The following is a 16,651-nucleotide window of genomic DNA, read 5'->3' as shown; positions in this document are numbered from 1 at the left end:
AATTAAATTGAGTATTTGGATCAGCAAATTTTTAATTATTGAACTGCTTGCCGCTGATATAACTTCCTAAAATTTAGTGGGTTATTTTGGTACACTGCCCTAAACTGGCGGTTAAAATTAGATAAGTTGTTGAAGCCACAATCAAGACAAATATCGGTCACGCTCAGGGATGTTTCAATCAAAAGATTGGCAGCGTAATTTAATCTGACCTCATTCAGGAATGCTGTAAATGATTTTCTTGTACGCTGACTAAAATATCTTGAAAATGAATTTTCTGCCATATTAGCCAAACCGGCGACTTCCGCGATAGTAATTTCGCGCTTAAAATTATTGAGAACAAAATTTAAAATATTATTCATCCTTTTTGTTTCAGCAGGATTTTGTCCGGTAATCACATTATGGCAGATTTCCTGCAAATCATTACTACCCGATAGGATATTTAATATATCAACTAACAATAGCCACCTGGTTAATCCTTTGGCTGTTATTAAAACATTCAGCTTTGCCGTTATCAACATATTAGTTTTACCCGTAATGCTTAACCCTTTAACCGAGCGTTGAAGTAAACCTGAAATTTTTTGCGTTTCGGGCAATGCGAAAAAGCCGTCGCCAAAGGAATCCTCCTTGAAATGAACAACTATGGATTTAGCTCTTAATACCGAATGCTCTTCCAGGTAATCTGCATCATTTTGGTAAGTATGTGGCAGATACGGACCGATCAGCACCATGTCCCCCTGCTTAAACTCGCTGATGTGATCACCTATAAAACGTTTTCCGGTACTTTCGGTAACCAGTACAAGTTCATATTCGGGATGAAAATGCCACGGCGTTGGAAAAAAATTGTAATCAAAATATTTGGTAACAAAGGATTCGCCTGAATTTCGAGGTAAATATTCCAATACTGGTTTCATGCCCAATATTAAGCTATTTTACTTAAATATTTTTTCTAAATGTTAGAAAAGTATCGGTTTTTAACAGATGCGATGTGGCGGCCGCCGACAAAGATTTTGACCTTTGGTGTATTAAAACCAATTGTATGCCAAACATTAAATTAACACCAGAACAAAGTGGCCACTATCATAAAGATGGCTATGTGATAGTAAAAGGTTTTTTTAGTAAACCGGAAATAGACAAGCTGTACAAAGCTGCAACCAGTGACGATAACATGTTGAATAATGCACTTGATCTGAACGATCAATCGGGCAAAAAAACTAAACTGTCTTTATGGTTTACACCTGGAAATGATGTTTTCGGATATCTAACGAGAAGTCAAAAGATGGTGGATTCGGTTGCACAGTTGCTCGGCGGCCAATCCAGGGTATGCCATTTCCATTCAAAATTGATGCAGAAAGAGCCAAAAGTTGGCGGTGCCTGGGAATGGCACCAGGATTACGGCTATTGGTATAAAAACCAATTTATGTTTCCCGATCAGCTTATTAGCGTAATGATTGCACTTACTACTGCCAACAAAGAAAACGGTTGTCTCCAGGTAATTAAAGGTTCGCACAAAATGGGGAGGATCAATCACGGTTATGCCGGTGAACAAGTTGGCGCCGACATGGTGATGGTGGAAAACTCACTGAAATCAATGGAATTAATTTACGCTGAACTGGAACCAGGCGATGCACTGTTTTTCCATAGTAACCTATTGCATCGTTCAGAAGCTAATTTGTCCGATTACCCAAGATGGTCAATTATATCCTGCTATAGCCTGCAATCCAACCTTGCTTATAATGAAAAGTCCACTTCATGGAAAACACCTGTAGAGGTCGTTCCCAACGAAGCTATTCTGGAATGGCAAACAGAAGAGCGGGTTAAAGCTGATTTTCTAAAAAAAGAGGAAGATCCGGCACTACAAGGTAATGAGTGGGGCAAATAATCATAGAAGACCGTTTAACCTGATAAACTGCCATTTACCATTGAATAAAATTTCAAATGAAAATAAAGTTTTTTTGCCCCCGTTGGGGCTCTGAACAATTGTCCTGGGATGAATTTTGTTTTAAAGTAAGGGAAGCCGGTTACCAGGGTGTCGAAGCATCTGTACCTTTTGATGAACAGCAAAAGAATATCATCTTAAATGCACTTAAAAAATACGATCTGTTATTGATTGGTCAATATTACCAATCTTTTGAAGAAGATTTTGAGTTGCACAAAATCAACTTCCGCAAACATCTTGAAAATACAGTGCAAGTGCAGCCGGTTTTGATTGATTCGCAAACCGGAAAGGATTATTTCACAAACGACCAAAACAAAGAGCTTTTTGCCATAGCTAACGAGATTGCCGTTGCAAGCGACATTACCATTGCCCATGAAACGCACCGGAATAAAGCTTTATTTGCAGCCCATATCGCTAAACAATTACTTACAGATAATCCTGATGTTTTGATAACCGCAGATTTTTCGCACTGGTGTAATGTATCTGAAAGCTTGCTGGAACAGCAACCGGAGGCGGTTAAAATAGCCATCAGCCGGACTGTTCATATTCACGCGCGCGTTGGCCATGCCCAATCTGCGCAGGTTTCTGATCCAAATGCCCCCGAATGGCAAACAGAACTGGAAGCACATTTGCAGTGGTGGGATGCTATAGTAAATTCGCGCCTGCAAAGCGGTGCCGGGCAATTAACCATTACACCCGAGTTTGGCCCTTCCCCTTACATGCCTGTACTGCCGTATACAAAAATGCCGGTATCAAACCAATGGGACATTAACGTTGGCATGATGCAATTACTTAAGAAGCGCTACCAGGGGACTTAAGACTAAGTACTTATGGCTAAACACACAAAGGGCCTGTCGCGTTAAACAACAGGCCCCTTTTTTGTACTTAATTACTTTATATAGATCTTAGTTAAGATTAAGATTGATACGGTTACCCCTGATTACTACAGAAGAGCCGCCGCCGTTTAGTTTGCCTTCAATTTTTTCTTTTTCTTTAGTTCCGCTAAAGTTGGAGGTGAAGTTAGCTTCTACCCTGTCGGCACGCAGATCAAGATCCAAGCCTTGTTTTGACGGAATCGATATGTCTACATGCCCGCTAACATCTACTTTAACATATTTACCAACGCTGTTAAATTGTGCATGAAAACTGCCACCGCTGGTAGATGCATCAAGCGCGCATGCCAGGTTAGTAAGATTGATACTACCACCTGAAGTTCCTGTTTTAAATTCGCCTGCTATGTTATTTGCATTGATACTGCCACCGCTGGTATTTGCATCTATAGTACCTTTTAAGTCGGTAAGGCGCAATGAACCACCAGAGGTTTCCAGGTGAATTTTGCCATTGCAATTGCTGGCTTCAATGCTGCCGCCGCTGGTTTCAAGGCTGATATCCGAGCCAGAATTGCTTACATGAATGCTGCCGCCAGATGTTTCGCCTTTAACAATGCCGGTTAATTTGTCAACATGTAAGCTGCCGCCACTGGTTTCAAATTTTTCATTACCTGATAAGTTATCCATGTGGATACTGCCACCACTGGTACTCAGGTTTGTATTAACCTGTTTTGGTACAAATACTTTAAAGCCAATACTTAAAGAGTTTTTCCAGTTTGAAAAATTGTGCTTGTTTTTGGCGGTTGCATGAACTTCGCCACCACTAACGGTAACACTAAGGTCATAATTTTGCAGGCGTTTTTCTATTTCTTCTTTTGATATTTTGCCAATAACATTGTTGCCCTGGATATAAACCTCTACACGAGGCGCCTCCCCGGCTGCTCCGCTAACGCTGATGCTGCCCCCCGATGTGCTAACAAATACGTCTTTTATAGCTCCTGATAAGGATTTGGTCATGTATGGCGTTTTGGAGTCCTGCGCAAAAACAACACAGCTTTGGCAGGCAACAAATAATAACAGTAAGTGCTTTTTCATAATGTTTTAGTTTGGTTTGTTAATAAGACAGCAGCAAGAAGAAATATGTTGCACCCGGTAAAAAATAAATTCTAAATCCTAAGCTTTAAATACTAAAAAGAATTACTAAATATTAGTATCAAATCTCAATATCAGACTTTTCACCAATGAACTAATGAACCAGTGAACCAATGAACTACTCCGCTCTTAAACTATTTACCGGGTTTGCCAAAGCTGCTTTTATAGCATGGTAACTAATAGTGACAACCGCCGTTACCATCGCAATTGCTCCGGCAACGGTAAATACCCACCATGGTATGGCAATGCGGTAGGCAAAATTCTGCAGCCAGCTGTGCATGGCCCACCAGGCAACTGGCGAAGCGATAATAACCGATAGCAACACCAATTTCAGAAAATCCATAGATAACAGGGTGCTGATTGTCGACAGGCTGGCACCTAATATTTTACGGATGCCAATCTCTTTGGTACGCTGCTCAATAGTGAAAGCAGCCAAACCAAACAGGCCCATGGTAGCCAGTATAACAGTTATATAAGTAAACAGGCTGAATATAGATGCCAGGCGGTCTTCGGCTTTGTATTGCTGGTTAAAGGCATCATCCATAAAAGTGTAATCAAAAGGCGTATCCTGATCATACTTTTTATAAATGCCCTGCATTTTAGCCAACAGGGTTGGCAAATTGGTATGCGGTTTTATCCTGGCAAATAAACTACAGCCGGTTCTTTTCCAAAAGGATGAGGTATCCGGCAGCGTAAACAAAGCAAAGGGTTGTAACTCATCTGCCATCGAGCTAAAGTTGAAGTTTTTAAGTACTCCCATAACCTGGAGTTTGTTATTGCCATCACTAATAAAACTGCCTACAGGGTTTGCAGGCAAATGCAGTTTTCCTATAGCCAGTTCGTTAATTACAACTTTGTTACGACCGGTAATTTCGGTATTTTGTGCAGGAGGATATTTCCATTTTAAACCAAGAACGGGGATAAAGTTATTATCGGCAACTAAGTTGGCTATAGCTATACTTTTCTCTTCTTTAGTTTTGCCGGCGGCAAAAAACATATCATAGCCTTTGTACATAGCATAATGTGAAGTAGCAACCTTATCGATACCTGCCAAATCACTGATGTCTTTTTTAAAGGCCTGGTAATTTTTCACAAGGTTGGTACCTACAGGCAGCATTACAATATTATCGCGGTTGATACCTGTATCTGCATGCCTGAAATAGTAGAGCTGCCTATCGATAATAATACCACAAATAATCAACCCTACCGAAATGGCAAATTGCAATGTGGTAAATACTTTGCGTACCACGGTACCGCCGGCTTGTCTGCTCATCTTGCCCTTGAGTGTAACCACTGGCTTAAATGCCGACAAAACCAGCGAAGGATAGCTCCCGGCTACTAACACAGTTAATACCAGCAACGCAAACAACAGCCCCAAAACCTGTGGACTGTATAAAAACGAATTATCGATCTTTAACTGCAACACATTTAAAAACCAGGGCTTGCACAGATAACACAGACAATAACCCAACACGAATGAAATGCCCGCGAACAAGGCAGACTCTACATAAAACTGCATGGCAATGCTAATACGGCTTGCACCAGATACCTTGCGTACCCCAACTTCCTTGGCCCTTAACGTCGCCCTCGCGGTAGAAAGGCTCATGTAATTAACCAATGCCAGCAGCAATATGAGCACGGCCACCAGTGGAAAAATCTTTAAATACCTGGTGTTAGATGAATCGCCAAAGTTCATGTGCAGGTGGGTATCCGTTATTGGCGATAAGGTATAAATCATCTCATCAAAGCTTTTATCCTTTTTGGCCATTGCCTGCAGGTTACGCCTCAACGTGGCAGTATCCGAGGCATGATTTAAAAGCAGGGTCAACCCGAATGAGCCAAAGCTTATACCTTGCGAACCTGTATACATTGATGCTTCTTTCATTGAAAGCAAACTTGTGTTAGACGCCACAAAGTTGAAGTCAATAGATGAATTTGACGGGGCGTTTTCGGCTACGCCGGTAATGTGATAGGTATATGCGCTATCTGTTTTTATGATAAGTGTTTGCCCTACCGGATTTACGTTGCCGAAGTATTTTTGGGCGATATCCCTGGAGATTACAACAGAGAATGGCGCTTTGAGTGCATCCGATGCCTCTCCCGACAATAATTTAAAAGAATAAAAATCAAAGAAACCCGCATCTGCAAACATCAGTTTACTTTCTGCAAACTTATTTTCGGGTGATTTCGGATTGCTCACCACCAATGGCCTGAAATAAGTCATCGTACGCATGTAATCCTCCACCACAGGATTATTTTGCTTTACAACAGGCCCGGCAGCGTAACTCATGTAGGCCATATTCATGACATTTCCCCCCACCTTTATAGATGCCCGGAGGTTATAAATCCGCTTCCCGTTTTTGTGAAAACTATCGTAACTCATTTCATGGGTTACATACAGCATAATCATGATGCAAACCGCAAGCCCCACGGCCAAACCCGTGATATTGATAAAGGTAAAACCCTTATTCCTGCTCAAACTCCTGAAAGCTATTTTGATGTGATTACGTAGCATATGTTAGTTCATTGGTTCATGGATCATTAGTATATTGGTACTTGTCGCTGGTAAACGGTTTGTTACTATAAACAGCCTTATCATTACTTATCGCGAGCAATCGTTTGTCACCCTACTCACTACTCACTACTCACTCTTCAAGCTTTTTACCGGGTTGGCCAACGCCGCTTTGGTTGATTGTATACTAACCGTAATGGCGGCTACCAATAATGCGGCAGCACCTGTTATGATAAATACCCACCATTGTATATCAATACGATAAGCGAAATCCTGCAGCCATTTGCTGGATATATACCAGGCTATTGGCGATGCGATAACGGTGGCAATAATCACCAGCGCTAAAAAATCTTTTGCTATCAGCAGGATAATATTGGCAATGCTTGCGCCCAACACCTTGCGGATGCCAATCTCTTTGGTACGCTGCACTACGGCAAAGGCTGTTATGGCAAACAACCCTAAACAGGCCAGTATAATGGCCAGCGCTGAAAAAGTGGTGAATACCCCCGCTGTACGCTGTTCGGTGCGGTATAGGGCGTTGTAATTATCGTCCAGAAAATGGTAATCATATGGCCTGTGCGTAACACGGTCTTTCCATACCTTACCAATCTCGGTTATTATTTGAGGTGTGTTATTGCCGTTAATCCTAATAAACAACTTGTGCAGTTGCTCATTATCCAAAAACAGGATGAGCGGGGTAATAGGATCATGAAACGTTTTAAAATTAAAATCTTTAATAACACCTTTCACAACACCGGGGTTACCTTTTGATATGGTTTTGCCTATGACCTGCTCCGGTGTCCACCCTAAGGCTTTTACAGCCGATTCATTCATGATAAAAGAATAGTGGTAGTTTTTGTACTTATTGGTGGTATCCATTTGCAGCAAGTCGGCACGGGTATAATCGCTGCCAGCGGTTAAGCTCAGTTGCATAGTTTTCACAAAATCCATATCCACCGGTATGGCGGTCACCGAAATACTTTTGCCATCATTGGTACTGATACCATCGCCCCAGCCTACATTAATAGGCTCGTCATTTGCAGCGGCTACAGATTGTACACCGGGAATGGCCGCCATTGCTTTTTTCAGGGCTTCGAGTTGTGGCCGTATCTTATGATCTACAGGTAAAACTACTACGTTGCTTTTATTGTAACCAACATCCTTATTACGGATATAGGCCAACTGTTGCAATATCACAATGGTAGAGATGATTAGAAAAATAGAGATCACAAACTGGAACACGATGAGCGATTTGCGTACACTTTGACCTGAAGTAAACGAGAAGCCCGATTTAAGTATCTTCACCAGTTTTGCGTTGGATAACAATAACGCCGGGTACGCCCCTGCCGCAAAACCAACCACTAAACTTAATGCCACCAAACCACCAATTACAGCCGGGTTAAATAACACCATTATTTCTAATTGCTTGCCCGATATTTGGTTAAATAAAGGCAACACCAAAGCTGCCAAAACCATAGCAAATATTGATGCTATTGCGGCTGTAAAAACCGACTCAGCTATAAACTGCCAAAATAATTCGCCATTACCGGCGCCCATTACCTTGCGTACGCCTATCTCGGCACCGCGTCCGGCCGATTGGGCTATGGCCAGGTTTATATAATTTACACAGCCTATCAATAGTATCAGTATAGCTACAGCCAAAAGGATATAAATATAAGTGATACTGCCGGTAGGCTCAAATTCGTATGGTATGCCAGAGTGGAGGTGAATAGCTGTTAGTGGTTGCAGGTTGTAAGTAAGGTAATGTTTGCCCTCCATCTTAAGCTCTTTTTTGCTAACCGTGTTTACCATGTAATCGGTTAGTTTAACTTGAAGCGATTTGATATTAACTTTATCATCAATCAGCAAATAAGTCATGTTACTTGCCGACCACCATTGCTCGGGCCCGTTATCGGTAATGTATAAACTAAAAGGCACAACAAAATCAAACTGAATTTGCGAGTTTGACGGAACGGTTGCCGCAACCGCCGCCACCGTAAAGTTTTTTGAACCAACTGATAAAACTTTGCCCAAGGCATCCTGGTTACCAAAATACTTTTTAGCCGCGTTTTGGGTAATCACTATTTTATCAGGCGCGTTTAAAGCCGACCGCGCATCGCCCTGGAGCAAGGGGAACGAAAACACGCTGAAAAAATTGGCATCGGCATAAAATACCTTTTCTTCAAACACCTGGTTGTGGTAACTTATTACCATAGGATATTTAAAGGTGCGTACATATTCCTTTACACCTGGAAACGTCCTTTTAAATTGCGGGCCTGCCTTTGTACCACTTAAAGCAATATTTTTAGTTACGTCGGACGAATTATACTCCATCGTAGCCCGCACAATCCTATCGGCGTTTGAATGGAAACGGTCATAGCTCAATTCATGCCTGATATAGATGCCAATAAGCAGGCAACTGGCAATACCTATAGTTAAACCCAGGATGTTGATGAACGCATAAAGCTTGTTCTTTTTTAAATTACGCCACGCTAATTTGGTATTCATATTTTTTAAATGATAAATTCTAAACTATAATTTTTAAATTCTAAATGATTCTTTGCCACACTATACACCCTGACCAATGAACTAATGAACAAGTGAACCAATTATTCGCTCCTCAAACTCCTTACCGGGTTCATCATTGCTGCTTTAAGCGATTGGAAGCTAATGGTAAATACKGCGATAATAAAAGTTATAAACGCGGCTAATACAAATATCCACCAATGCAAAGGCGTTTTATAGGCAAAACTTTGCAGCCATTTATTCATACAATAATAACCGATAGGCATAGCGATAACTGTTGCTAATAGTACCGGCTTTAGCAGATCTTTTGAGATCAATATCAAAATGCTTTGTACCGATGAGCCCAATACTTTACGTACGCCAATTTCTTTGGTGCGCTTAGCAGCTGTAAACGATGCTAAACCAAACAAGCCAAGGCAGGCGATGAAAATGGCCAGGCCCGAGAAAATAGTGAGCATGGTTTGCTGCCTGATATCGGTTTTATAGGTGGTGTCAAATTTCTGATCCAGGAAAGTATACTCAAACGGGTAAACCGAAGCTACCTTACTATATATGTCTTTAACCGCTGCCACAGCTGCAGGGATATTGCCCGCCTTTAATTTGATAACGACCACCCTCCTGTCTTCGCTTGGAGAGATCACCAGGGCATCCATGTTTTCTTTAAGGGAAAGAAAATTAAAGTCTTCTACAACACCAATAACAGTGCGCCGTTTATCATCACGCACTTTATTTTTTATCCATTTGCCAATAGCTTGCTGCGGCGAACAACCTAATTCTTTAGCAGCCGTGCGGTTGATAAGTACCGAGTTGGTAGTATCGGTGGCAAAAGCAGGCGAAAAATCACGACCGGCAATTATTTTCAATCCTAAGGTTTTCACGTATTCAAAATCGGCAAACTCTGTTCGCGACATAAAATTGGCTTGCTGTCCTTCGGCATCAAAACCATGCACATCGTAAAAGCCGCCGGGCTCGCCAGACATCAGCGACACCGATGAAACCGCCCCGGAGTTCTGTAATTCGTCTTTAAAGGTTTTACGGTGGTCATAAATATCGTTATTATCAATTTTTATCACCAGCGTTTGTTCCTTATCATACCCTAATGATTTGCTTTTTATATACCGCATCTGGTTTACAATAACAATAGTACCGATGATAAGCATTACCGAAATACTGAATTGCAATACCACTAATCCCTGCCTGAAAATACTGCCGCCTTTACCCAGCTTCAGTTTGCCCTTTAATGCCTGGATAGGCGAAAACGCCGACATAAATATTGCCGGATAGCTTCCCGCCAAAAAGCCAACTACCAAAATAACCCCCAAAAGAAACAACCAGATAGGCAGGCTATTCCAGGAGACAGTTAAATCATAACCCAACAATTGGTTGTAGGATGGCATCAATACCAGCAGCAAGCCAACTGATAATGCACACGAAATAAGCGCCAGCATCAACGACTCGCCGATGAATTGCCATATTAAATGATTGCGCAACGCGCCCATTACTTTGCGCATCCCTACCTCTTTTGAACGCTCAACCGCCCTGATGGTGGCCAGGTTGGTGAAGTTGATACAAGCGATGAGCATGATAAGCGCCGCTATCGATATAAAAATAAAAACCACCATTTTATCGCCATGCTTCACATTGTCAAAGGCCGAGTAGCGTTCAAAATAGATATCGTTAAGCGGGGTTAGCGTTAAATCAAATTTAGCGCCGAATTTTTGCATATCCTTACCCATATACTTATCCATAAACTGGGTAAAACGACGTTCGAGTGCGGTTTGGCTGCTGTGCTCATTTAAAAGCACGTACACAAACAGGCCGTTGTTTATCCACACATTAAAGCCTGGGTTTTTGGTATAATTGGCTATAGGCATTACCAAATCAAAATCAAGATGCGAGTTTGACGGCACATCTTTAGCCACGCCCGTAACTTTCAAATTCAACTGTTTATCAAACTGCACCACCTTTCCCATGGCGTTATCAACGGTGCCGAAGTATTTTTTTGCAGTAGTTTGGGTAAGTACAACGCTGTTAGGATTATCAAGCGCTGTGGATGCATCCCCTCTAAGAAGCGGAAAAGTAAACAGCTTAAAAAAGCCTGCATCTACTGCATAAACCTTCTTTTCGTTAAATGCCCTTTCGCCAAAGGAAACAAGGTTATTTTGTGGCGACACCCGCACTGCCATTTTAATATCCTGAGGATAATCATTCAGTAGCGCCGGTGCATACGGACCCGACAGGTATGGCACCCTCGGTTTCGCCGGATCAAACCCACGCATTACCCGGTAAATATTTTTACCCTGCTTATGGAATTTGTCGACACTAAACTCATTCATAATATACAGGAAAATCATGAGGCACACCGTAATGCCCATGGTTAATCCGAGGATATGGATCAGCGAAAAAGCCTTTTGTTTATAAAGGTTCCGCCAGGCTATTTTTAAATAATTCCTGATCATAATTTTTAAACTCTAAATCCTAATTTCAAAACTCTAAAAAGAAAAAACCTTAAATTCTAATTTTAAAATTCTAAACGCTTCTTCGCTACACTCTACACCCTGACCAATGAACTAATGAACCAGTGAACCAATGAACGATTACTCGCTCCTCAAACTCTTCACCGGATTGCTTAACGCTGCTTTTATAGATTGAAAACTGATAGTAGCAAAGGCGATGAATACAGCCAGGAATGACGACACGGCAATAACCCACCATTGTATATTTTGCCTGTAGGCAAATCCCTGCAGCCAATGGTGCATAAACAGCCAGGCTACTGGTGTTGCAAAAACTATAGCTATAAGTACCAGTTTGATAAAATCTTTGGAGAGCATGGCAACAATGGTGCTTACGTCTGCTCCCAATACTTTGCGGATGCCTATCTCTTTACTGCGTTGCTCGGCGGCGTAGGCAGCCAAACCAAACAGACCCAGGCAGGCTATAATAATGGCCAGCGAGGTAAACACTATTGATATGGTGCCCATACGTTGTTCGGCACGGTACGTGGCATCAAAATCTTCATCCATAAAAGAATAATTAAACTCCCTGTTGGGCGATATGGATTTCCACCTGTCTTTAATAAGCGCCATCAGCGAGGTGATGTTGGCAGTATTCACTTTTAAGCTCATCGCCCCGGTATCCTCGCCGTACATCAGTACTACAGGGCTGATATTGGTTTTTAACGAACTGAAGTTAAAATCCTTTATCACCCCAACAATATGAAAACCCTTAAAGGTTTTGGCCATATTATCCTGCGGGAGATATAATGTTTTGTTTATAGGATCGGGTACATCCATCAGTTTCGCGGCTGTTTCATTGATGATCATCGATGCGGTATCGGTTGCCATCTCTTTAGCGAAATTACGCCCTTTGGTGATTTTTAAACCCAGGGTATTAACGTAATCTTCATCAACCATCCAGGTTTGCGTAAGGATAGCCCGTTTTTGATCGAGGTTACGATCGGGGAACATGCTGCTGCTGTTGCGGTAATCCATGGTGGGTAAAAAGCCCGTCATGGTGGCATTCATTACGCCCGGTAGTCGCTTTACCTCTTCTTTAAATGTTTTTGCATGTTTACCCAGGTCATATGTGCCGTGTATGATCAATACCTGGTTGCGGTTATAGCCAAGATCTTTATGCTGGATATATTTTAACTGGTTGTAGATTACCAGCGTGCCTATGATGAGGAAAATAGAAATTGAAAACTGGAATACAACCAAAAAGCTCCTTAACCAGCTGCCTTTAAAACCATTGGCCAGCTTACCTTTTAATACTTCAATAGGTTGAAAAGCTGATAGGAAGAACGCCGGATAAAAGCCTGCCAGGCAGCCAATCACTAATACCACTACCAGCATACCCGGTATCAGCCAGCTTAGGGAGCTAAGACTGAGCGCTAAAGTTTTGTCGGCCATATGATTAAATACCGGTAAAAATAAATAAGCCGTGATTACAGCCAACACAGCCGCTATAAACGTAACCATTACCGATTCGGACAGGAATTGAAAAATAAGGTATTTACGGGGCGAACCCAGCACCTTACGAACCCCAACCTCGCGTGCACGATTTGATGAGCGTGCGGTAGACAGGTTCATGAAGTTTACGCAGGCTATCAGCAATATAAAAATGGCTACCGCGGTAAAAATGTACACATACTGGATATTGCCATTAGGTGAAAGTTCCGAAACGCTGTTTGATTTAAGGTGAATATCTTTCAGCGGGATTAAGTTAAGCTGGTACTTGTTACCGGCCTTTTCAAAATCATCAAAGGTGATGTGCAATATACTTTGCAATTGCGGCCCTGCATATTTACGCAGCAGTTGGGGTAATTTTGCTTTGAACTTCTGCGGATCGGCCCCTGGTTTTAATAAAACATAGGTATTAAAATTATTGCTGAACCAGGCGTTCTCCCTGCTTTCGGCAAGGGTGCTCATTGATAAAAAGAAACCGAAATTAAAGTGCGATTGCTTTGGAATATCCCTGATGACCCCGGTTATTTTGTATAAAATGCTATCGTTAAAAGTTAAGGTTTTACCAATGGCCTGCAAAGGGTTATTAAAATAGCGCCTGGCTGTGGTTTCGTTTATTACTGCTGTGTGTGGCTCAATCAGGGCCTTGTGTGGGTCGCCCGCTATCATGGGTAAGGTAAATACATCAAAAAGGGAAGCATCGGCAAATATCATTCTATCTTCCTTAATATTCTGATTGCCTTTTTTTACATTATAGCCACCCCTGTTAATCATCCTCGTCGATTTTTCCACCTCCGGAAAATCGCTTACCAAGGCCCCCGCAAGCGGTGCAGGCGAACTGGCATATGATTGATCGTTACCACCAAATTTGATATCGTTATTCAGGCGGTAAATCCTATCGGCATTCTGGTTAAATCCATCGTAACTTAACTCATCAACCACATAAAAAACAATAAGCAAACAAGTTGCCAGTCCCAGGGCCAGCCCCAAAACATTAATAGCCGTAAACCCTAAGTTTTTCTTAAGCGTACGGAAAGCGGTTTTGATGTAGTTTTTTATCATTTTATTGGTTCATTTGTTCATTTGTTCACTGGTTCATTGGTGGCAATTATAAAATCCTTTGACAACATGCTAACGATAGTGGTTACACTTGCATCCAAAACTTTTGTGATGCATTAGTTCATTAGTTCCTGTCTGTCCAACCAGACAATACCAATGAACTAATGAACCAATGAACGTTTTTACTCACTTTTAAGGCTTTTAGCCGGATTAGCGTTGGCAGCCTTTACAGATTGTACGCTTACAGTTACAAAGGCTATGGTAATAGCTGTAATACCGGCAATGGCAAACACCCACCATTGGATATCAATACGGTAAGCAAAGCTTTGCAGCCATTTACTCATGCCATACCAGGCCAATGGTGATGCAATTACGGTGGCCACCAGTACCAGTTTCATCAGATCCTGAGATAGCAGGGTAACAATGTTTGCTATACTGGCGCCTAATACTTTACGGATACCTATCTCTTTCACCCTTTGCTCGGCGGTAAAAGTTACCAGGCCGAAAAGTCCCAGGCAGGCTATACTAATGGCAAGTATGGTAAATACAAACAGGATACTGCCCTGCTTTTGTTCGGATTGGTATTGTTTGGCAAAATTTTGATCTAAAAAGTGAAACTCTACTTTGCTTTCGATATCAAAGCGACCATACACTTTACTGATATAATCTAATGTAGCCTGGATGTTGTTTTTACCAATGCGTACATACATATTATCCTGATCGTTTGCTTTGGCTGGCATTTCCATCACCATAGGCGATACCTTATGCTGAAGGGAGTAGGTATTAAAATCTTTTACAACGCCGATAATAGTTTGCGATATTGTGTTGCCCTTTTCATCAACCCCGGTTCGTACGGATTTACCTACGGCATCCTTCCAGCCCATTTCATTAACCAGGGTTTGGTTAACAATGATGGATTGCTTTTGATCGGTAACCATTGATGATGAAAAGTTGCGCCCCCTGGCCATTTTTATTTGCAGCGTAGGGATAAAGTCCTGATCAACAACCAGGTTCTCTACAATTTTCGATTCGGAGTTTGCTTTTCCATCAGCACCTAAGTTAAAACTGCCACCGCCTATGTTGTTGTTACCTATCGGGTTACCGGCTATGCCTACGCTTTCCACAGCAGGATTTTGCAAAAGCTGGCTTTTTATAGCAGCAATTTTAGTTCGGGCCGATTTATCATTAATATGAAAAGTAAGCACCTGCGCTTTGTTAAAGCCTAGGTCTTTGTTTATTACAAAATGCAATTGCTGGTAAATGATACACGAGCCCGCTATCATTACGATGGTGATAACAAACTGGAACACCACCAACGATTTCCTGAATAATACGGTAGATGCCTGGTTGCCTATTTGGCCTTTCATGGCAGAAATAGTACGGAAACCCGACAGGAACAAAGCCGGGTACAAACCACTCAGCATGCCTGTTACAAATGAGAATACTGTAAAGGCAATGATGGTTTTTGTAAGCCCGAATTGCAACAGTATTAATGTTTTGCCCGATAGCTGGTTAAAATACGGTAATACAAACTGGATGACCGCCCCCGCCAAAATCGTGGCAATGGCAGTCAGCAAAATAGATTCAGCAAAAAACATCAGCATTAACTGGTTTTTGCTGGAGCCTATAACTTTGCGCACCCCTATCTCCTTAACCCTTACAGACGAACGCGCGGTGGTTAGATTCACATAATTGATAACCGCTATAGCCAGTATCAGCAATGCTGCAATGCCGAACACATACACATAAGTAATATTGCCGTTATTACCTATCTCATAATCTAAATTTGATTTGAGGTGGATAGCCGTTAACGGCTGCAACTCCATCCGGAAGCTCATTTTGCCCAGGTCGCCTTTCAGGTATTTGTTAAAGAATACACCAGAACTTGCCTCTATCTTTTTAAAGTCATTATGGTCCTTCAGCAAAAGGTAGGTATAGATGCCCGAATTGCCCCATCTATCGGTATAACCCGATGGAAATGACCGTAAAGCGGCAAATGTAAAGTGCGAATTTGTAGGTATATCGTCAATAACGCCGGTAACTGTGTTTGGTTGTTCATTGATCATTACCGTTTTGTTCACTCCGTTATCTGCATCGCCAAAAAGCTTAACAGCAAGCGTTTTGGTTAAAACAACGGTTTGCGGCCTGGCTAAAGCAGATGCAGGTTCGCCGGATAAAAAATGATAGCTAAATACATTAAAGATGGCATTATCTGTAAAAAGGATCCCCCCTTCATTTATCTGCTTATCGCCGTATGCTATTTTGCCGCCACCCTCTGCATCAACACGCGCAAACTCTTCAACTTCGGGGTAATCATTTTTTAATGTGGGTCCGTAAGGTGCCGATGTAACTGCGAGGTTAAACTTACCGCCGTTCCATTCACCATGCTGGGCAACGCGGAAAATCCGATCGGATTTTGTATTATAACGGTCATAGCTCCATTCATCAGCCACGTAAAGACTTATGAGCCAGAAAGCGGCCACGCCAATGGCTAAACCGCTTACATTGATGATGGAGAAAACTTTATGCTTGATAAGGTTTCGCCAGGCTACTTTAATATAATTCTTTAACATAAGGCTAATGTTTTATGGTTATACTATTAGAATACTAAAACCCGTACCAATTACATAAAAACCTAAATATCAGCAAATTAAAAATCAAACCAAAATACAAA

General features: G+C 41.8%; 9 protein-coding genes. 2 read left to right on the top strand and 7 right to left on the bottom strand.

Annotation, left to right across the window (positions count from 1 at the left end; genetic code table 11):
- Positions 1 to 35: 35 nt before the first annotated feature.
- Entirely contained in the window at positions 36 to 911 is an 876-nt protein-coding gene (locus tag AC1DQW_RS14095; RefSeq protein ID WP_477454661.1) for an AraC family transcriptional regulator, read from the bottom strand.
- A 125-nt stretch (positions 912 to 1,036) separates the two neighbouring features.
- On the opposite strand from AC1DQW_RS14095, the gene AC1DQW_RS14090 reads away from it, so the two are divergent.
- Entirely contained in the window at positions 1,037 to 1,879 is an 843-nt protein-coding gene (locus AC1DQW_RS14090) for a phytanoyl-CoA dioxygenase family protein (RefSeq protein ID WP_477454660.1), read from the top strand.
- A gap of 56 nt (positions 1,880 to 1,935) precedes the next feature.
- Positions 1,936 to 2,754: a sugar phosphate isomerase/epimerase family protein gene (locus tag AC1DQW_RS14085; protein ID WP_477454659.1), complete on the top strand. Its 819-nt coding sequence runs from the start codon at positions 1,936 to 1,938 to the stop codon at positions 2,752 to 2,754.
- 87 nt (positions 2,755 to 2,841) lie between these two features.
- Here AC1DQW_RS14085 and AC1DQW_RS14080 read toward each other — a convergent pair whose 3' ends face one another.
- The 6 genes from AC1DQW_RS14080 to AC1DQW_RS14055 form a co-directional block, all read right to left on the bottom strand.
- On the bottom strand, positions 2,842 to 3,861 hold the full coding sequence (locus tag AC1DQW_RS14080; protein ID WP_477454658.1) for a DUF4097 family beta strand repeat-containing protein: 1,020 nt from the start codon (positions 3,859 to 3,861) through the stop codon (positions 2,842 to 2,844).
- Between the two features lie 175 nt (positions 3,862 to 4,036).
- On the bottom strand, positions 4,037 to 6,433 hold the full coding sequence (locus AC1DQW_RS14075) for an ABC transporter permease (protein WP_477454657.1): 2,397 nt from the start codon (positions 6,431 to 6,433) through the stop codon (positions 4,037 to 4,039).
- A 126-nt stretch (positions 6,434 to 6,559) separates the two neighbouring features.
- Positions 6,560 to 8,938 carry an ABC transporter permease gene (locus AC1DQW_RS14070; RefSeq protein ID WP_477454656.1) on the bottom strand — a complete coding sequence of 793 codons (2,379 nt, stop codon included), beginning with the start codon at positions 8,936 to 8,938 and terminating at the stop codon, positions 6,560 to 6,562.
- 101 nt (positions 8,939 to 9,039) lie between these two features.
- Positions 9,040 to 11,415, bottom strand: coding sequence for an ABC transporter permease (locus tag AC1DQW_RS14065; RefSeq protein WP_477454655.1), 2,376 nt, complete (start codon positions 11,413 to 11,415; stop codon positions 9,040 to 9,042).
- Positions 11,416 to 11,553: 138 nt separating this feature from the next.
- The gene (locus tag AC1DQW_RS14060) at positions 11,554 to 13,980 is read right to left on the bottom strand and encodes an ABC transporter permease (RefSeq protein WP_477454654.1); all 2,427 of its coding nucleotides are present in this window, start codon (positions 13,978 to 13,980) and stop codon (positions 11,554 to 11,556) included.
- A gap of 179 nt (positions 13,981 to 14,159) precedes the next feature.
- On the bottom strand, positions 14,160 to 16,550 hold the full coding sequence (locus AC1DQW_RS14055; RefSeq protein ID WP_477454653.1) for an ABC transporter permease: 2,391 nt from the start codon (positions 16,548 to 16,550) through the stop codon (positions 14,160 to 14,162).
- Positions 16,551 to 16,651: the final 101 nt, after the last annotated feature.

Source organism: Mucilaginibacter sp. P5_A4 (genome assembly GCF_056400605.1).
Note: the sequence above shows the minus strand (reverse complement) of the source record. Positions and strands in the feature narration are given on the sequence as shown.